The organism is Luteibacter sp. SVR4-7G (assembly GCF_056755555.1).
In genome coordinates, this window is sequence record NZ_JBPGXO010000046.1 from 1 (window position 1) to 17,946 (window position 17,946).

Annotated in this window: 21 protein-coding genes; 19 read left to right on the forward strand and 2 right to left on the reverse strand. The window is 66.7% G+C overall.

Annotated elements, in window-relative coordinates:
- Positions 1 to 104: 104 nt before the first annotated feature.
- From rpsH to ACR9ZH_RS15565, 14 genes are all read left to right on the forward strand, one after another.
- Complete coding sequence (gene rpsH, locus ACR9ZH_RS15500) at positions 105 to 500, forward strand: 30S ribosomal protein S8 (RefSeq protein ID WP_481291661.1); 396 nt, start codon at positions 105 to 107, stop codon at positions 498 to 500.
- Positions 501 to 511: 11 nt separating this feature from the next.
- Positions 512 to 1,039 (forward strand): 50S ribosomal protein L6, encoded by a 528-nt coding sequence (rplF, locus tag ACR9ZH_RS15505; protein ID WP_481291662.1) that lies wholly within the window; start codon positions 512 to 514, stop codon positions 1,037 to 1,039.
- 30 nt (positions 1,040 to 1,069) lie between these two features.
- Positions 1,070 to 1,420 carry a 50S ribosomal protein L18 gene (gene rplR / locus ACR9ZH_RS15510; RefSeq protein ID WP_481291663.1) on the forward strand — a complete coding sequence of 117 codons (351 nt, stop codon included), beginning with the start codon at positions 1,070 to 1,072 and terminating at the stop codon, positions 1,418 to 1,420.
- 121 nt (positions 1,421 to 1,541) lie between these two features.
- Positions 1,542 to 2,051 carry a 30S ribosomal protein S5 gene (gene rpsE / locus ACR9ZH_RS15515; RefSeq protein ID WP_072322784.1) on the forward strand — a complete coding sequence of 170 codons (510 nt, stop codon included), beginning with the start codon at positions 1,542 to 1,544 and terminating at the stop codon, positions 2,049 to 2,051.
- On the forward strand, positions 2,044 to 2,250 hold the full coding sequence (rpmD, locus tag ACR9ZH_RS15520; protein WP_427459638.1) for a 50S ribosomal protein L30: 207 nt from the start codon (positions 2,044 to 2,046) through the stop codon (positions 2,248 to 2,250). Before rpsE ends, rpmD begins: the two co-directional genes overlap by 8 nt.
- Before the next feature lie 5 nt (positions 2,251 to 2,255).
- Positions 2,256 to 2,687, forward strand: a complete 432-nt coding sequence (rplO, locus tag ACR9ZH_RS15525; protein WP_481291664.1) for a 50S ribosomal protein L15 — start codon at positions 2,256 to 2,258, stop codon at positions 2,685 to 2,687.
- A 4-nt stretch (positions 2,688 to 2,691) separates the two neighbouring features.
- On the forward strand, positions 2,692 to 4,014 hold the full coding sequence (gene secY / locus ACR9ZH_RS15530) for a preprotein translocase subunit SecY (protein WP_481291665.1): 1,323 nt from the start codon (positions 2,692 to 2,694) through the stop codon (positions 4,012 to 4,014).
- 124 nt (positions 4,015 to 4,138) lie between these two features.
- A complete protein-coding gene (gene rpsM, locus ACR9ZH_RS15535) occupies positions 4,139 to 4,495 on the forward strand; it encodes a 30S ribosomal protein S13 (RefSeq protein WP_166699365.1) in 357 nt (118 codons plus the stop codon).
- 11 nt (positions 4,496 to 4,506) lie between these two features.
- Positions 4,507 to 4,893 carry a 30S ribosomal protein S11 gene (gene rpsK, locus ACR9ZH_RS15540; RefSeq protein WP_007513384.1) on the forward strand — a complete coding sequence of 129 codons (387 nt, stop codon included), beginning with the start codon at positions 4,507 to 4,509 and terminating at the stop codon, positions 4,891 to 4,893.
- Between the two features lie 11 nt (positions 4,894 to 4,904).
- Positions 4,905 to 5,531 (forward strand): 30S ribosomal protein S4, encoded by a 627-nt coding sequence (gene rpsD, locus ACR9ZH_RS15545; RefSeq protein WP_029213873.1) that lies wholly within the window; start codon positions 4,905 to 4,907, stop codon positions 5,529 to 5,531.
- Between the two features lie 16 nt (positions 5,532 to 5,547).
- On the forward strand, positions 5,548 to 6,546 hold the full coding sequence (locus ACR9ZH_RS15550; RefSeq protein WP_481291666.1) for a DNA-directed RNA polymerase subunit alpha: 999 nt from the start codon (positions 5,548 to 5,550) through the stop codon (positions 6,544 to 6,546).
- A 209-nt stretch (positions 6,547 to 6,755) separates the two neighbouring features.
- A complete protein-coding gene (rplQ, locus tag ACR9ZH_RS15555) occupies positions 6,756 to 7,142 on the forward strand; it encodes a 50S ribosomal protein L17 (protein WP_481291667.1) in 387 nt (128 codons plus the stop codon).
- Between the two features lie 293 nt (positions 7,143 to 7,435).
- Positions 7,436 to 7,939: a disulfide bond formation protein B gene (locus ACR9ZH_RS15560; RefSeq protein WP_481291668.1), complete on the forward strand. Its 504-nt coding sequence runs from the start codon at positions 7,436 to 7,438 to the stop codon at positions 7,937 to 7,939.
- Positions 7,940 to 7,964: 25 nt separating this feature from the next.
- Positions 7,965 to 9,338, forward strand: coding sequence for a class II 3-deoxy-7-phosphoheptulonate synthase (locus ACR9ZH_RS15565; RefSeq protein WP_481291669.1), 1,374 nt, complete (start codon positions 7,965 to 7,967; stop codon positions 9,336 to 9,338).
- Between the two features lie 119 nt (positions 9,339 to 9,457).
- Here ACR9ZH_RS15565 and queG read toward each other — a convergent pair whose 3' ends face one another.
- Positions 9,458 to 10,522, reverse strand: a complete 1,065-nt coding sequence (gene queG / locus ACR9ZH_RS15570) for a tRNA epoxyqueuosine(34) reductase QueG (RefSeq protein WP_481291670.1) — start codon at positions 10,520 to 10,522, stop codon at positions 9,458 to 9,460.
- Positions 10,523 to 10,556: 34 nt separating this feature from the next.
- Here queG and ACR9ZH_RS15575 point away from each other — a divergent pair, with 34 nt between their 5' ends.
- From ACR9ZH_RS15575 to ACR9ZH_RS15595, 5 genes are all read left to right on the forward strand, one after another.
- The gene (locus tag ACR9ZH_RS15575) at positions 10,557 to 12,029 is read left to right on the forward strand and encodes an NAD(P)H-hydrate dehydratase (RefSeq protein ID WP_481291671.1); all 1,473 of its coding nucleotides are present in this window, start codon (positions 10,557 to 10,559) and stop codon (positions 12,027 to 12,029) included.
- Positions 12,026 to 12,487 carry a tRNA (adenosine(37)-N6)-threonylcarbamoyltransferase complex ATPase subunit type 1 TsaE gene (tsaE, locus tag ACR9ZH_RS15580; protein ID WP_481291672.1) on the forward strand — a complete coding sequence of 154 codons (462 nt, stop codon included), beginning with the start codon at positions 12,026 to 12,028 and terminating at the stop codon, positions 12,485 to 12,487. Before ACR9ZH_RS15575 ends, tsaE begins: the two co-directional genes overlap by 4 nt.
- Positions 12,488 to 12,688: 201 nt before the next feature.
- Positions 12,689 to 14,227 carry an N-acetylmuramoyl-L-alanine amidase gene (locus ACR9ZH_RS15585; protein ID WP_481291673.1) on the forward strand — a complete coding sequence of 513 codons (1,539 nt, stop codon included), beginning with the start codon at positions 12,689 to 12,691 and terminating at the stop codon, positions 14,225 to 14,227.
- Between the two features lie 49 nt (positions 14,228 to 14,276).
- Entirely contained in the window at positions 14,277 to 16,091 is a 1,815-nt protein-coding gene (mutL, locus tag ACR9ZH_RS15590) for a DNA mismatch repair endonuclease MutL (protein WP_481291674.1), read from the forward strand.
- A 13-nt stretch (positions 16,092 to 16,104) separates the two neighbouring features.
- Positions 16,105 to 16,929 (forward strand): DUF1684 domain-containing protein, encoded by an 825-nt coding sequence (locus ACR9ZH_RS15595; protein ID WP_481291675.1) that lies wholly within the window; start codon positions 16,105 to 16,107, stop codon positions 16,927 to 16,929.
- 124 nt (positions 16,930 to 17,053) lie between these two features.
- Here the strand turns inward: ACR9ZH_RS15595 and ACR9ZH_RS15600 are convergent, their stop codons facing one another.
- Positions 17,054 to 17,836, reverse strand: a complete 783-nt coding sequence (locus ACR9ZH_RS15600; RefSeq protein ID WP_481291676.1) for an enoyl-CoA hydratase/isomerase family protein — start codon at positions 17,834 to 17,836, stop codon at positions 17,054 to 17,056.
- Between the last annotated feature and the right edge of the window lie 110 nt (positions 17,837 to 17,946).

The window sequence follows — 17,946 nt, forward strand, 5'->3', positions numbered from 1 at the left end:
AGATGTGTATAAGAGACAGGCCCAACGCAGACCGACGACTGTCGGCTTTACAATTCAAGATTTCCGGTAATTCGGATATCGGTGCACTCTCAAGGGTTTTTCTTATGAGCATGACTGATCCCATCGCCGATCTGTTTACGCGCATCCGCAATGGCCAGGCCTCTGGCAAGTCGGTTGTCCGTATGCCGTCGTCGAAGATGAAGCTGGCGCTTGCCAAGCTTCTGCAGAACGAAGGCTATGTCCTGGACGCGCGTACCGCCGACGAAGCGGGCAAGCCGGTCCTCGAGATCAAGCTGAAGTATTTCGAAGGCCGTCCGGCCATCGAGTCCATTTCCCGTGTCAGCCGTTCCGGTCTCCGCGTCTACCGCGGCAAGGATGAGCTGCCGAAGGTCCTCGGCGGCCTGGGTATCTCGATCATCTCGACTTCCGCCGGTCTCCTGACCGACGCGCAGGCCCGTGCCAAGGGTCTGGGCGGCGAAGTCATCGGCCAGGTGGCGTAAGGAGTCCCGACATGTCACGTGTAGCCAAGAAGCCCATCACCCTCCCGAAGGGCGTCGAACTTTCGGTCGCCAACGGCACCGTCACCGTCAAGGGCCCGAAGGGCACCCTGACCACGCATGAACTGCCGGGCGTCACGTTCCAGCAGGAAAACGGCGTGGCGAACATCGTTCTCGCCGACGGCGCCGACGACAAGTTCGGCGGTACCGCCCGCGCCATCGTCGCCAACATGGTCCACGGCGTCGCCAACGGCTTCGAGAAGAAGCTCGAGCTCGTCGGCGTGGGTTACCGCGCCCAGCTCACCGGCAAGTCCGTCAACCTGTCGCTGGGTTATTCGCACCCGGTCGTGTTCGACGCGCCGGAAGGCATCACCATCGAAGTCCCGACGCAGACGGAAGTCCTCATCAAGGGCGCCGACAAGCAGCTGGTGGGCCAGGTGGCAGCCAAGATCCGCGCGTTCCGTTCGCCGGAGCCCTACAAGGGCAAGGGTGTCCGCTACGCCGGCGAGACGATCATCCTGAAGGAAGCCAAGAAGGCCTAATCGGCCTATCCGCTTCCTGGAGACGAGACGATGAACAAGAACGAATCCCGCCTGCGCCGCGCCAAGTCGACCCGCGCCCACATCCGTGAGCTCGGCGCCGCCCGCCTCAGCGTGCATCGCACCGGTCAGCACATCTACGCCCAGGTCTTCGCGCCGAACGGCACCGTCGTGGCAGCCGCCTCGACCGTGCAGAAGTCGGTCGCCGAAGGCCTCAAGAGCAAGAAGAACGTCGAGGCCGCCAGCACCGTCGGCCGCATCGTCGCCGAGCGCGCCAAGGCCGCCGGCATCGAGGCCGTCGCGTTCGACCGCTCGGGTTTCCGTTATCACGGTCGCATCAAGGCTCTTGCCGAAGCGGCGCGTGAGGCCGGCCTCAAGTTCTAAGAGGCGTCAGGCCACGGCATCGGCCCTCCGGGGCCGGTGCCGCCCGATGTAACTACAACTCCAAGCGGCGACCGAGCCGTAAACAGAAGTCCCGGATCATCCGGGCCGACAGAGAAAAGAGATGTCCTCGACAGATCGCGAAAATTCGGACGGCATGCTTGAAAAGCTGATCGCCGTCAACCGCGTGGCCAAGACCGTCAAGGGTGGCCGCCAGATGAGCTTCACCGCGCTGACCGTGGTCGGCGACGGCGAGGGTCGCGTCGGTTTCGGTTATGGCAAGGCCCGTGAAGTGCCGGTCGCCATTTCCAAGGCCATGGAACGCGCCCGCCGCAACATGGTGAGCATCGAACTGAACAACGGCACGCTGTGGTACGCCATCAAGGCCAACCACGGTGCGGCCCGCGTCTTCATGCAGCCCGCTTCCGAGGGTACCGGCGTCATCGCCGGCGGTGCCATGCGCGCCGTGCTCGAAGTGGTCGGCGTGAAGAACGTCCTTGCGAAGGCCGTCGGCTCGCGCAACCCGATCAACCTCGTCCGCGCGACGATCAAGGGTCTGCAGGCCGTCGCCTCGCCGAAGCGCATCGCCGCCAAGCGTGGCAAGACGATCGAAGAGGTGCTGGGCAATGGCTAAGAAGAACGAAACCGCTGCCGCCGCCGGCACCGTGCGCGTGCGCCTGGTCAAGGGCCTGCGCGGCGTACAGGGTCGTCATCGCCTGAGCGTCAAGGCCCTCGGCCTGAACAAGCTCAACGATGTGCGCGAACTGAAGGATAGCCCCCAGGTCCGTGGCCTCATCAACACGGTCTACTACCTGGTCCGGGTCGAGGAGTAAGCATCATGCGTCTTAACGACATCAAGCCCGGCAAGGGCGCCCGCAAGACCCGCACCCGCGTCGCCCGCGGTATCGGTTCCGGCCTCGGCAAAACCGCCGGCCGCGGCCACAAGGGTCAGCACGCCCGTGCCGGTAACACGCACCGCGTCGGTTTCGAAGGCGGCCAGATGCCGCTGCAGCGTCGCCTGCCGAAGGTCGGCTTCCGCTCGCTGAAGAAGGCCGATACGGAACAGGTCATGCTGTACCAGCTGGCTTCGGTGAAGGCCGATACCATCGACCTGATCGCTCTGCACGCTGCCGGCCTCGTGTCCAGCCGCGCCAAGAAGGTCAAGGTCGTCCTGAAGGGCGAAATCACCCGTGCGGTGAAGCTCTCGGGCGTGCTTGCGACGGCCGGCGCCAAGGCGGCCATCGAAGCCGCCGGCGGCAGCGTGGAGTAATCAAGTGGCTGCAGCGCAGGGCACAACGCTCGGCTCGCTGGGCAAACTGACGGAACTGCGTCAGCGCATCTTTTTCCTTATCGGTGCGCTGATCGTCTTCCGCCTCGGTTCGTTCATTCCCGTCCCGGGCGTGAACCCCGAGGCGATGACGAGCCTGGTCGAGGGCGGTGGCGGTCTGCTGAACATGGTCAACATGTTCTCCGGTGGTTCGCTGTCCCGCTTCTCGGTATTCGCTCTCGGTGTGGTGCCGTACATCTCGGCGTCGATCGTGGTGCAGATGATGGGCTCGGTCATCCCGTCGCTCCAGGCGCTGCGCAAGGAAGGCGAGGCGGGTCGTCGCAAGATGACCACGTACACGCGTTTCGGCACGGTCGGACTGGCGGCATTCCAGGCTTTCGGCATCGCCGTGGCCCTGCAGAAGCAGGTTGCCGCTGGTGGCGCGCCGGTCGTCTACATGCCGGGCGCCGGCTTCGTCCTGGCATCGGTCGTCGGTCTCACCGCCGGCACGATGTTCCTGATGTGGCTGGGCGAGCAGATCACCGAGCGGGGTATCGGCAACGGCATCTCGATGCTGATCTTCGCCGGCATCGTCGCGGGGCTTCCGGCGGCGATCGTCCACACGCTGAGCATGGCGAACAACGGTGAGCTGTCGGTCCTGAAGCTGCTGATGGTGCTCGTGGTGATCCTGGCGGTGACGGCCTTCGTGGTGTTCATGGAGCGCGCCCAGCGGCGCATTACCGTGAACTATGCGAAGCAGGGCAGCCAGCGTCAGTTCCAGCGCCAGACCTCGCACCTGCCGCTGAAGATCAACATGTCGGGCGTGATCCCGCCGATCTTCGCGACCAGTCTGCTGCTTTTCCCCGCGACCGCGGCGACCTGGTTCGGCTCCGCCCACCAGTCCCGCTGGCTGCAATGGCTGACCACGGCGCTGAGCCCGGGTGAGCCGGTCCACGACATCGTGTTCGCGGTGCTGGTGATCGGTTTCGCCTTCTTCTATACGGCGATCGTGTTCAACTCGCAGGAAACGGCCGATAACCTCAAGCGTTCGGGTGCGCTGATTCCGGGCATCCGTCCGGGTCGCGCCACGGCGGACTACATCGATGGCGTCATGACCCGGCTTACCGGTGTTGGCGCGATTTACATCGTCCTGGTCTGCCTGGTGCCCACGTTCATGCAGAACGCCTGGCACGTCCCGTTCTATTTCGGCGGCACGTCGCTGCTGATCGTGGTGGTGGTGGTGATGGACTTCACGGCTCAGGTCCAGGCCCATCTCGTCAGCCACCAGTACGAGAGTCTGCTCAAGAAGTCGAATCTCCGCCGCAGCTGAGACGCGGTGGGGCCCCACACGGGGAGGCCGCGGGGTGTCAAGCCCCGCAGGACTTCCAGTTTAGGTTAATAACGGTTAGAATTGCGCGTTTACCGCGCACGAAACGCATCGGAGACAGTACATCATGGCGCGCATCGCGGGTGTCAATTTGCCGGTCCAGAAGCATGTCTGGGTCGGCCTGCAGAGCATTTATGGAATCGGCCGGTCGCGGGCCAAGAAGGTCTGCGTCGACGCGGGCGTGGTCGCAACCACCCCGATCAAGTCGCTGAGCGAAGGCGAGGTCGAGAAGATCCGCGCCGAAGTCGCGAAGTACACGGTCGAAGGCGACCTCCGCCGCGAAATCGGCATGGCGGTCAAGCGTCTTATGGACCTCGGTTGCTACCGTGGCCTGCGCCATCGTCGCGGCCTGCCGGTGCGCGGCCAGCGCACGCGTACCAACGCCCGTACCCGCAAGGGTCCGCGTCGTCCGATCAAGAAGTAACGGAACCGATTATGGCTAAGCCGGTCAAGACCAAGAAGAAGATCAAGCGCGTCGTCACGGATGCCGTGGCCCACGTGCAGGCTTCTTTCAACAACACCATCGTCACGATCACCGACCGTCAGGGCAACGCCCTGTCGTGGGCGACGGCTGGCGGCGCGGGTTTCCGCGGCTCCCGCAAGTCCACCCCGTTCGCTGCCCAGGTCGCCGCCGAAAAGGCCGGCCGCGCAGCGGGCGACTACGGTGTGAAGACCGTGGAAGTGCGCATCAAGGGCCCCGGCCCGGGCCGCGAGTCGGCCGTGCGCTCTCTGAACGCGTTGGGCTACAAGGTGCTCAACATCATCGACGTCACGCCGATTCCGCATAACGGCTGCCGTCCCCCCAAGAAGCGTCGCGTCTAAGGAGCATAACCATGGCCCGTTATCGTGGAGCTACCTGCAAGCTGGCGCGTCGTGAAGGTGCCGACCTCGGTCTGAAGAGCCCGGCTCGCGCGCTTGATTCCAAGTGCAAGCTCGAAAACAAGCCCGGCCAGCATGGCGCCAACAAGCGCGCCCGCCTGTCCGACTATGCCGTGCAGCTGCGTGAGAAGCAGAAGGTCAAGCGCATCTACGGCGTGCTTGAGCGTCAGTTCAGCAACTACTACACCAAGGCTTCGACCCAGAAGGGCAACACGGGTGAAAACCTGCTGCGCCTGCTGGAAAGCCGTCTCGACAATGTCGTCTACCGCATGGGTTTCGCGGTCACCCGCGCCCAGGCTCGCCAGCTCGTGGCCCACAAGTCCGTCACGGTCAACGGTAAGAAGGTCAACGTGCCTTCGTACCACGTCCGTCCGGGCGACGAGGTCTCGCTGACCGAGAAGGCCCGTACGCAGTTGCGCGTGCAGGAAGCGGCGACGATCTACGACACGATGGACCTGCGTCCGTCGTGGGTCGAGGTCGACAGCAAGAAGTTCGCGGGCACGTTCAAGGCCGTCCCGGATCGTGGCGATCTGCCGGCCGATATCAATGAAGCCCTGATCGTCGAGCTTTACTCGAAGTAATCCACCGGAGCCTTGCATGGCAGTTTCGTCAACTAGTGTGCTGCGGCCTCGTGGCCTCAGCGTCGAGCAGCTTGGAGCGAACCGCGCGAAGGTGGTAGTCGAGCCGCTCGAGCGTGGTTTCGGCCACACCCTGGGCAACGCGCTGCGCCGCGTGCTGCTCTCTTCGATCCCGGGCAGCGCCATCGTCGAGGTCGAAATCGACGGCGTGCTGCACGAGTACACCACCCTTGAAGGCCTGCAGGAGGACGTGATCGAAGTCCTGCTGAACCTGAAGGACGTCGCCATCCGCCAGCATACCGGTGACGAAGTCACCCTGACGCTGGCCAAGAAGGGCAAGGGCGTGGTCACCGCAGGCGACATCGCGGTCGACCACTCCGTCGAGATCGTCAACCCGGAGCATGTGATCTGCCACCTCACCAAGGACGTGGCCCTGAACATGCGCCTGAAGGTGCGTCGCGGCGTCGGTTACCAGCCGGCCAGCGCGCGTCAGCATCCGGATGACGAGACGCGGCCGATCGGCCGCCTGCAGCTCGACGCGTCCTTCGCGCCGGTCCTGCGCGTGGCTTACGAAGTGGACGCGGCTCGTGTCGAGCAGCGCACCAACCTCGACAAGCTCGTGCTCGACATCGAGACGAATGGCACCATCGGCGCCGAAGACGCGGTCCGCAAGGCCGCGGAAATCATCAACGACCAGCTGTCGGTCTTCGGCGATTTCTCGCGCCGCGAGAACGATTCGACCAAGGCGGAGAAGGGCGGTTTCGATCCGCTGCTGCTGCGCCCGATCGACGATCTCGAACTGACGGTCCGTTCCGCCAACTGCCTCAAGGCCGAGAGCATCTACTACATCGGCGACCTGGTCCAGAAGACCGAGGTCGAGCTGCTGAAGACGCCGAACCTGGGCAAGAAGTCGCTGACGGAAATCAAGGACGTGCTGGGCGGGCGTGGTCTCGCGCTCGGCATGAAGCTCGAGAACTGGCCGCCGCCGGGCCTGTCCCACGGCATGCAGCTGGGCTGAAGTTCCACGGGGCGATCGTTCTTCGATCGCCCCGATCCTTTGTTCCAACCGGTGGATGCCTCGGCATTTCCTCCGGAATTCCAGAACGGTCCGCAGAGGCCGTGCTCTTATAACGAGGCGTTCTTACAGCCTCGAAAAGCGGGTAACCGCGGAAAACCGGATCATCCTGGCCGGTTTTTCATAACAACAGACCTTAGAGAGTAAACGCCATGCGCCACCAGAAATCCGGTCGCAAGCTCAACCGCACGAGCAGCCACCGCGAAGCGATGTTCAAGAACATGGCTTCGTCGCTGATCAAGCACGAGCTTATCCGCACCACCCTTCCCAAGGCGAAGGAACTCCGTCGCGTCGCCGAGCCGCTCATCACGCTCGCCAAGACCGACGGCGTCGCCAACCGCCGCCTCGCTTTCTCGCGCCTGCGCGACAAGCAGGCCGTCGGCAAGCTCTTCGTCGAGCTGGGTCCTCGCTACCGCGAGCGTCCCGGCGGCTACCTGCGCATCCTCAAGTGCGGCTTCCGTCCGGGCGACAACGCCCCGATGGCCTACGTCGAACTGGTGGATCGCCCGGCCAAGACGGAAGCCGTCGACGCCGAGTAAGTCCTCCGGCTTGATCGAACAGGAAACCCGGCCGGGCAACCCGCCGGGTTTTCTTTTGCCCCCACCCCCGTAGGAGCGAGCCCCGCGCGCGCTGAGCCTTTGTAGGAGCGCGCCTTGTGCGCGACGCCGTTCGCGAACCTCCTCGGGGCTGGCGCGCCAGCTCGCAGGCTCCGCGAAAAGCCGTCGCGCGCAAGCCGCGCTCCTACAAAGTTGCAAACGTAACCTCGGCCAAGGACTTACAACTGCTTCCACAAAGCGTTAACGTGGGTGTCCCGCACCGCAGCATCCCTCGCATGAGCTTCCTTCGTACCTGGTCGTTCCGCACGCGTTACCTCGCCGGCTTCCTTGTCTGCGCAGGCCTCATGGCGTTTGCGCTGTATGCGCAGTACGTCATGCACCTCGACCCGTGCCCGCTATGCATCTTCCAGCGCATCGCGGTGTGCTTCATGGGGCTGTTCTTCCTGGCCGGCGGATTGCACGCGCCGCGTCGCCTGGCCGGTCGCGTCGTCTACGCCGTTCTCATCGCGTTGGGCGGACTCTGGGGCATCGCCACGGCGGGCCGCCACCTCTGGCTCCAGTCGTTGTCCCCGGACCAGGTGCCGGCCTGTGGCCCCGGCCTCGGCTACCTGTTCGACGCGTTCCCGTTCACCAAGATGTTGAAACTCGCCTTCACCGGTTCCGGCGAATGCGCCAAGGTCGAGCCCATCCTGGGCATCCCCATGCCGGGCTGGACCCTGTTCTGGTTCGTCGTCCTCATCGTCTGGGCCTTCCTGGCCGTCCGCCGTTCCGTTCGTTGACTTTCCCCACGCAGGCAGCACCGTCATGCAACACTCCCTCAAAGCCGTAACTTCCCCGTCCTCCGACTGGACGCCGGGATCGTGGCGCTCGAGGACCGCCCTGCAGCAGCCCACGTATGAGGATGCCGCCGAGCTCGCGCGCTCGCTCGAGCAGCTCGGCGAGCTGCCGCCGCTGGTCACCTCCTGGGAGATCCTGGCGCTGAAGCAGCGCATCGCCGAGGCACAGGAAGGCGAGCGGTTCCTGCTCCAGGGCGGCGACTGCGCGGAAAGCTTCGCCGATTGCAGCAGCCCGATCATCTCCAACCGCCTGAAGGTCCTGTTGCAGATGAGCCTGGTGCTCGTGCACGGCCTGAAGAAGCCCGTGCTGCGCGTGGGCCGCTTCGCAGGGCAGTACGCGAAACCGCGTTCGGCCGACACGGAGACGCGTGACGGCGTGACCTTGCCCGCCTTCCGCGGCGACCTGGTGAACAGCCCGGACTTCACCCCGGAGGCACGCCGCGCGGATCCGCAGCGCCTCATCAAGGCGCATGCCCGCTCGGCGATGACGATGAATTTCGTTCGCGCGCTGATCGACGGCGGTTTTGCCGACCTGCACCATCCGGAATACTGGGACCTGGCGTGGGTGGAGCATTCGCCGCTGGCCGCCGAATACAGGCGCATGGTCGCCAGCATCGGCGATTCGCTGCGTTTCATGGAGACCCTGGCCGGACAGTCGATCTCCAGCTACTCGCGCGTGGACTTCTACACCTCGCACGAAGCCTTGCTGCTGCACTACGAGGAAGCGCTGACCCGGCAGGTTCCGCGCCAGGACGGCTGGTTCAACCTGTCCACGCATTTCCCCTGGATCGGCATGCGCACGGCGGCGCTCGATGGCGCGCACACGGAATACTTCCGCGGCATCCGCAATCCGATCGCGGTCAAAGTGGGCCCGACGGTGCAGCCGGACGACCTGCTGCGCCTCATCGACGTGCTCAACCCGAACGAAGAGCCAGGTCGCCTGACCCTGATCCATCGCATGGGCAACGACAAGATCGCGACCCAGCTGCAGCCATTGCTCGAAGCGGTGAAGCGCGAAGGCCGCCGCGTGCTGTGGGTGGCCGATCCGATGCACGGCAACACCGAGAGCACGAGCAACGGGTACAAGACCCGCCGCTTCGCGAACATCGCCGGCGAACTCGACCAGGCCTTCGACATCCACGCCGCGGCGGGCACGCGCCTGGGCGGTGTGCACCTGGAACTGACGGGCGAGAACGTCACCGAATGCCTCGGTGGCGCGCGTGGCCTCGTGGAGCAGGACCTCAACCGCGCATACAAGTCGATGGTGGATCCACGCCTCAACTACGAGCAGTCGCTCGAGCTGGCCATGCTGATCGTAAGAAAGTCAGGTGGCATGATCTGAGGTCGCCCCTGCGCAGGCAGGGGGCCCGTGGGAGCCGGCTATGCCGGCGACCCCGCGGCAGCGGGCAAGTTGCCTCGAGCACCCATCGCCACTGAAGCGGCTTCCCAAGAAGGCAGTTGCTACGGGCCTTGCCGCGCGAGTGCCCACGCAACATGCTCGCGCACCACGTCGGACGGATAGTCGGCGCGCGCACGCAGGGCGGCGACGACTTCTTCACTGCGCGGTGCGTTGCCCAGGCCTACGGCGAGATTGCGTAGCCATCCTTCGTAACCCGTGCGGCGGATGGCCATGCCCTCGGTGCGCGAGAGGAATTCCTCCTCGGTCCATGCGAAGAGTTCCACGAGCTTCGGCCCGTCGAGGCTGTGCCGGGGCGCGAAGTCGGGTTCCGTCGCTTCCTGCGCGAACTTGTTCCAGGGGCAGATCAGCTGGCAGTCGTCGCAGCCGAAGACGCGGTTGCCCATCGGCTCGCGCAGTTCGACGGGGATGCTGCCTTTCAGCTCGATGGTGAGGTAAGAGATGCAGCGGCGCGCGTCGAGGCGGTAGGGCGCGACGATGGCTTGCGTGGGGCAGATGTCGATGCAGCGGCGGCAGCTGCCGCAGTGGGCGGTGGCCGGTTCGTCGAGAGGCAGCGGCAGGTCGGTGTACAACTCGCCGAGGAAGAAGTACGAGCCGGCGCGCTTGTTGATCAGCACGGTGTGCTTGCCGATCCAGCCCAGGCCGGCGTTGCGCGCGATGGCTTTTTCGAGCACCGGCGCCGAATCGACGTAGACGCGGTACTTGAAGCCGCCCACGCGCTCCTCGATGCGCGAAGCGAGCTTCTGCAGCCGGTTGCGCATGAGCTTGTGGTAATCGCGGCCCAGCGCGTAGCGGGCCACGTAAGCCTTCCCGCCGTCGCGGATCACGTCCCACGCGTTCGGCATGCCGGGCGGGATGTAATCCATGCGCAGGGAAATCACGCGGAGCGTGCCGGGTTCGAGTTCGGCGGGACGGCTGCGGCGCGTGCCGTGGCGCGCCATATAGTCCATCTCGCCGTGGTTGCCTTCTGCCAGCCAGCTTTCGAGGTGCGCTTCGTCCTCGCCGAGATCGGTGCCGGCGATGCCGGTGTCGGCGAAGCCGAGTTCGCGTGCCCAGCCCTTGATGTCGGCGGCGAGGGCGGCGTAATCGATGGCGGAGGAGACGGACATGCCTGCATTCTACCGGTGCTCCTATAATCGTCCGATGACCGCCTTCGATCTGGGCACCGCCCTTTTCACATCTTCCCAGGCGCGCGCGATCGACCGGCGTGCCGTCGACGAGCTGGGCATCCCCGGCTTCGAATTGATGACCCGGGCAGCCGGGGCGGCTTTCGCCATGCTGCGCCGGCGCTGGCCATCGGCGCGGCGCGTGCGGGTGGTGTGCGGTACGGGGAACAACGGCGGCGACGGTTACCTCGTCGCACGCGACGCGCTGGCCGGCGGGCTTGCCGTGGACCTCGTCGCACTGGGGACGCCGAAAGGCGGCGATGCCGCACGGGCGCGTGCCGCCTTCGAGGCGCAGGGCGGGAAAGTCCTCCCGTTTTCCGCCTGGCGAGACCTGCCGCCGGCGGACGTCGTGGTCGACGCCATCTACGGCACCGGCCTCAATCGTGCGCCGGAAGGCGAGGCGCAGGCCGCGATCGAAGCCGTGAACGTGAGTGGTTCGGCGGTGTTCGCGCTCGACGTCCCCTCGGGGCTTTCGGCAGACACGGGCGCGTGTCCCGGCGCCGCCGTCCGCGCCGCTGCGACCGCGACCTTCATCGTGCACAAGCGCGGCCTGCACACCTACCAGGCGGAGGTCGCAGGCGAAGTCGAACTGCACACCCTCGGCCTGCCACGCGAGATCCTCGAGACGCCGGATGCCTGGCTCCTCGTTCCCGAGAGTCTTCCGCAACGGCCGCTGGATTCGCACAAGGGCGCGAACGGCCACGTCCTCGCCATCGGCGGCGACCACGGCACGGGCGGGGCGATACGCATGGCGGCGGAGGCCGCCTTGCGCACCGGGGCCGGACTCGTGAGCGTCGCCACGCGCGAGGAGAACGTGCTCGCCATGAACGCTGCGCGCCCCGAGTTGATGGCCCATGGCGTGAACGGCCCGCAGGCCTTGCAGCCGATGCTGGAGAAGGCTTCGGTCGTGGCCCTCGGTCCCGGTCTCGGCCAGGGCGCGTGGGGACACGCGCTGTGGACCACGGCGCTGGATGCCGGGCTGCCGACGGTGCTCGACGCCGACGGCCTCAACCTCCTCCAGGCGGAGCCGCGGGGCCTGCCGGCGGACACGGTACTCACTCCACATCCCGGCGAAGCGGGCCGTCTCCTCGGCATCGCCACGACAGCCGTGCAGGCCGATCGCTATGCGGCGGCACGCGAACTCGCCCGGCGCCATCGCGCCGTCGTCGTCCTGAAAGGCAACGGCAGCCTGATCGCCTCCCCGGAAGGCGCGGTCTCGGTGTGCCCATGGGGCAACCCCGGGATGGCGAGCGGCGGCATGGGCGATACGCTCACGGGCATCATCGCCGGGCTGCTGGGGCAGGGCTGCGATCCCTACCGGGCGGCCTGCCTCGGCGTGGGCCTGCATGCGCGTGCCGCCGACGTCGCCGCCCGGGCCGGACAGCGTGGCCTGTTGGCCGGCGACCTGCTCGAGCCGCTGCGCCGACTCGTGAACGGAAAAGACGCATGAGCGCGCAAGACTGGCACCTGCCCGACGAGGAAGCCACCATGGCCCTGGGCCGGAGGCTTGCACGTGCGCTGCCATGCGGGCTCGTGATCTACCTGCACGGCGACCTCGGCGCCGGAAAGACCACGTTCGCGCGTGCCTTCCTGCGTGCGCTCGGCGTGGGCGAGCGGGTGAAAAGCCCAACCTACAGCCTCGTCGAAAGCTACGACCTGGGCGACCGCCGGGCTTTCCATCTGGACCTGTATCGCATTGCGGATCCCGGCGAACTCGAGTGGCTCGGACTGGACAGCCTTGCCGAGCCGGGTGCCATCGTGCTGGTCGAATGGCCGGAGCGGGGGAGGGGTGCCTTGCCGCCGGTAGACCTCGAGATCCACTTCCGCCACGACGGAGCGGGGCGCGCCGTGCGCTTCGAGCCGTACACGGAACTGGGCCGCCGGATGGTCCAGGGCGTGGCCGGATGAGCGTCCGCTGTCGGCGGAGAACGCCGATTTCCGTCCGTTTGCGGCCCATTCCTGTACGCCCGTTGACGAAGTGTTCGCAGGTCATGGATTAACAAGGGAAAATATCTTGCATTCAGCGGGCGCTTGCAGTTCAATCCGGGCCGTATGAAGGGAATCACCGTCAAATCTGCTCTTTTTGCGTGCGCGACGGCCGTTGCGACGATGGCGGCTGCCGTTTCCCAGGCCGCCGACGTCAAGGCAGCGCGCGTCTGGGCGGGGCCCGAATACACCCGCGTGGTCTTCGACCTGTCTGGTCCGGCCACCTACAAGATGTCCCAGGGCGACACGCCGGGCAGCGTGGTGCTCGATATCGCCGGCAGCTCCGTCGCCGGCGATTTTTCGGCCCCCGGCAAGCAAGGACTCTATAAATCCCTGACCACCGGCAAGCAGGGCGGCGCGGCCCGCCTGGTCGCGAACGTGGACCCGAGCGCCAAGCCGAAGAGCTTCCTGCTGAAGCCCGCAGGCGATTACGGCTACCGCCTCGTGCTGGACCTGTATCCGGGCGGCCAGAGCGACCCCGGCGACAATCCGGTGGACACCGACACGCCGGCCGTGGCCGAGGCGCTAGCGCCTGCCTCGCCGCGGGCATCCCGCACGAAGACGGTGCCGCCCGGCAAGCCGCCCCTGCTCGCGAGCGAACGCAAGGTGGTCGTCGCGATCGACGCCGGCCACGGCGGCGAGGACCCGGGTGCGCGCGGCGCGACCGGCCTGCGCGAGAAGGACGTGACGCTGATGGTCGCGCGCGAACTCGCCGACCAGATCAATCGCCAGCCGGGCATGCAGGCCGTGCTCACCCGCAACGGCGATTACTTCATTCCGCTGAAGCGCCGCTACCAGATCGCCCGCGAGCACAACGCGGACATGTTCGTCTCGATCCACGCCGACGCGTTCAAGAACAGCGACGCCAAGGGTTCCTCCGTGTGGGTCCTCTCGCCGCGCGGCAAGACCTCCGAGGCGGCGCGCTGGCTGGCCGATCGCGAAAACCGCGCGGACCTCGTGGGCGGCGTATCGCTCGACGACAAGGACGATACCCTGGCCGCCGTGCTTCTCGACCTCCAGCAGGGTTACGCCATGCAGGCCAGCGAATCCATCGCCGGCAACGTGCTGAAGGCGCTCGGACGCCTGGGTCCGACCCACCGCGGCTATGTGGAGCGCGCGAACTTCGTCGTGCTGCGCTCGCCGGACGTGCCTTCCATCCTGGTCGAGACGGCATTCATCACGAACCCGACCGAAGAAAAGCGTCTCCGCGACGAGGACCACCGCCGGCAACTCGCGACCGCCGTGCTCGGTGGCGTGCGCAACTATTTCGAGTCGATGCCCCCGCCGGGAACCTGGTTCGCCGCGCAGGCGGCGCGACGCAACGGCACGCAGGTGGCATCGGCACGTCCGGGCCGCGACGACGACGGCGACGATGCGCCGCCGAAGCCCATGCGGGACGACGCCGCGCCCGCGAAGACGAGCGTGCCCACGAAAACGAGCGCACCCCTGGCCGTCGCCCGGGCGGAGACGCCGGCACCGGCGAAGAAGTCCAGCGGGCGCGCCGACGACAACGTCCGCGACGTCCACCGGGTCAATCGCGGCGAGACACTCACCGGCATCGCGCAGCAGTACGGCGTGTCCGTCGGCGCCCTGAAACTCGCCAACAAGATGACCGACAACACGGTGCGAGTGGGCTCGGTCATGGTGATCCCCTCGGGCTGACCGCTTCGGCTATCCTTCGAGGCTTGCAAGCCCGTCAGGTCATGCCGTCATGCCCATTCGCCCCCTGCCACCGGAGCTGATCAACCAGATCGCGGCCGGTGAGGTCATCGAGCGCCCCGCGTCGGTGGTGAAGGAACTCGTCGAGAACAGCATCGACGCCGGTGCGCGCCGGATCGAGGTGGACATCGAGCAGGGCGGCGTGCGGCTCATCCGCGTGCGCGACGACGGTGGCGGCATTCCCCGCGATGAACTTGCCCTGGCGGTGGCCTCGCATGCCACCAGCAAGATCGGCAGCTTCGACGACCTCGAGCGGGTCTCGAGCATGGGCTTCCGCGGCGAGGCCCTGGCCTCGGTCTCGTCGGTGGCGCGTTTTTCGCTCACCTCGCGCCAGGCTGGCGACGATTCCGCCTGGCGCATCGAGGTGGACGGCGGCCGCACGCAGGACGTGCGTCCGGCGCAGCACCCGCACGGTACGACGATCGAGGTGCGCGACCTGTTCTACAACGTGCCGGCGCGGCGCAAGTTCCTCCGCGCGGAGCGCACGGAATTCGCGCACATCGACGACCTGCTGAAGTCGCTGGCGCTGGCCCGGGAAAGCGTGGATATCCGCCTCAGCCATAACGGCAAGCCGGTGCGCTTGCTCAAGCCCGCGCGCGACGAGAACGCGGCGCTGGCGCGCGTGGCCGAGGTGCTCGGCCCCGAGTTTCCCGGACAGGCACTGCGCGTGGAACACGAAGCGGCGGCCATGCGCCTGTCCGGCTGGGTCGGCCTGCCGACCGCGTCGCGCTCGCAGGCCGACCAGCAGTACTTCTACGTCAACGGGCGCCTGGTGCGCGACCGCGTCGTTGCACATGCCGTGCGCCAGGCCTATGCGGACGTGCTCTTCCATGGGCGTCATCCTGTCTTCGTGCTGTTCCTCGAAGTCGATCCTGCCGGCGTGGACGTCAACGTGCATCCGGCGAAGAACGAAGTGCGCTTCCGCGAGCAGCGCCTGATACACGACTTCCTTTTCCGTACGTTGCACGAAGCGCTCGCGACGACTCGCGCCGGTGCGGCGATTCCCGCCGTCGATGCGGTCATGCCTTCGGCGGTCAGCGCCGCGGCCGCGTTTGCCGGCAGCCGTTCGGGCGCGACGCACTCGCCGATGCCTGCCTGGCCGCAACCGTCGAGCCAGCCGCGCCTCAACCTCGGCGTGCGCGACGAACCCCTCGCCGACTACGCCACGCTGTTCGGCGCGCCGTCGATGCCGGCCGCGGGCAACGAGGCGGACGAGGGCGACGTGCCGCCGCTCGGCTATGCCATCGCCCAGTTGAAGAACATCTATGTGCTCGCGGAAAACGCGCAGGGCCTCGTGCTCGTCGACATGCATGCGGCGCACGAGCGCATCACCTACGAAAAACTGAAGAACGGCCGCGTCACCGCGAACCTGCGTTCGCAGATGCTGCTGGTGCCGCTTTCCATCGCGGTGAGCACAAAGGAAGCCGCGGCGGCCGAAGAGCATGCCGATGCGCTCGGCGAGTGGGGCCTCGAGCTGTCGCGCAGCGGTCCGGGTGCGGTGGTGGTTCGTCGCATCCCCTCGCTGCTCGAAGGCGCCGATGTCGCCCAGCTCACGCGCGATGTGCTCGGCGAACTCGCGCAGCACGGCAGTTCGCGCCGGCTGGAGGAACTCGAGAACGAACTGCTTTCCACGATGGCCTGCCACGGCTCGGTGCGCGCGGGCCGTCGCCTCGGCATCCCCGAAATGAATGCGCTGCTGCGCGAGATGGAAGCCACCGAACGTTCCGGCCAATGCAATCACGGACGCCCGACCTGGGTCCAGTTGTCGCTGGGCGAACTCGACAAGCTCTTCCTGCGCGGCCGCTGAACCTGGATTGCGAATGAACTCTTACGAAAACGACGTGGCGAAGGCTCGTGCCCACCGCCTCGACCTGCTCACCGCGCCCGGCGGCTGGCTCAGCCTGATCGGTTTCGAGTGGCTTCGCGAAGGTGCGAACCGGCTCGGCAGCGCGAGCGACAACGACATCGTCCTGAGCGCGGGTCCCGCTCACCTGGGCACGATCCTGCTCGCAGGCGATGGAACGGCCACGATCGAAATCGCTCCCGGGAGCGGCGCCACGGTCGACGGGCAGAACGTGGCGCGGGCGGTGCTGCGCGACGACGCCAGGGGAAGCCTGCCCAGCGAAGTACGCTTCGGTTCCGCGAGGCTCTTCGTCATCGAACGCGACGGCCGCAAGGCGGTGCGCGTGAAGGACGAGCAGGCGCCCACGCGCACGGGTTTCCATGGCCTGGACTATTTCCCGATCGATCCCTCCTGGCGCGTCGTCGCCGACTGGGTGCCGTTCGACCCGCCGTACGAACTGGAACTCGGCACGGTGCTCGGCACCATCGAAAGGGAGAAGGTGCCCGGCAAGGCCGTGTTCACCCGTGACGGACGCACCTTCGAGCTGTATCCCATCCAGGAAGTCCCCGAGGCGCTGTTCTTCGTCTTCGGCGACCTGACCTCGGGGAAGGAAACCTATGGCGCCGGCCGCTTCCTCGACACGGGGCTACCCGTGGACGGAAAGCTCGTCATCGATTTCAACGAGGCGCGCAACCCGCCGTGCGTGTTCACGCCCTACGCCACCTGCCAGCTCGCCCCGCCGGAGAACCGGATGGACGTGCGTGTGGAAGCCGGCGAACTGACCTACCGCGGCCATTTGTAGGAGCGCGCCCGCGCGCGACATGTTTTGAGGCCGTGCCCTGGAGCTGGCGCGCCAGGTTCGGGACTGCGGCGAAAAGATGTCGCGCGCAAGGCGCGCTCCTACAGGCGCGCGCCCACACCAGGCCTCAGGCGCCCTTGAACGTCGCCTTGCGGCGCTCGAGGAATGCCGTCGTGCCCTCGCGCATGTCTTCCGTCGAGAAGGCGATGGCGAAGCCCTGCGTCTCGAAGGCCAGGCCCTGGTCTATGGCGCATTCGCCCCCCTCGATCACAGTGTCCAGGATGCCCTTCAGCGCCAGCGGCGCCGCGGCGGCCAGCTGGTCAGCCATGGCATCCACGGTCGCGTCGAGTTCTTCCGCGGCGACCACTCGAGTCACCAGCCCGAGCCGCTCGGCACGCGTCGCGTCCACCTGCTGACCGAGCAGGCACAACTCCAGTGCGGCGCCGCGTCCGGTGAGGCGGGTGAGGCGCTGCGTGCCGCCGAAGCCGGGGATCAGGCCGAGGCCGATCTCGGGCTGGCCGAAGCGCGCTTTCTCGCTCGCCACGCGCAAGTGGCAGGCCATCGCCAGTTCCATGCCGCCGCCCAGTGCGTAGCCCTGGATCTTCGCGATCACCGGCTTGCCGAGGCGTTCGATCGCCAGCATGAGGTCCTGGCCCGCGCGTGAAGCGGCTTGCGCCTGTACCGGCGACCACGCCGTCATTTCCGAGATGTCCGCGCCGGCCACGAAGGCCTTCTCGCCCGCACCCGCCAGCACCGCCACGCGTACGGCGTCATCCTGCGCCACCTGGCGGAAGGCCAGGGTCAGTTCACCGATGGTCTCGCGGTTCAGCGCATTGAGCTTGTCCGGGCGGTTGACGGTGATGGTGCGGACGGCGCCGCGGTCGGCGATGGCGAGGGTACGGAAGGCCATGGTGGCTCCTGGCAGGTGGGGCGAGGAGCCGGATGGTAGCAGGCAGGGGAACCTTTACCCCCGAGATGGCGTCTCAGGATCCATGGGCGGGCCGTGTGCCGATGGACTAT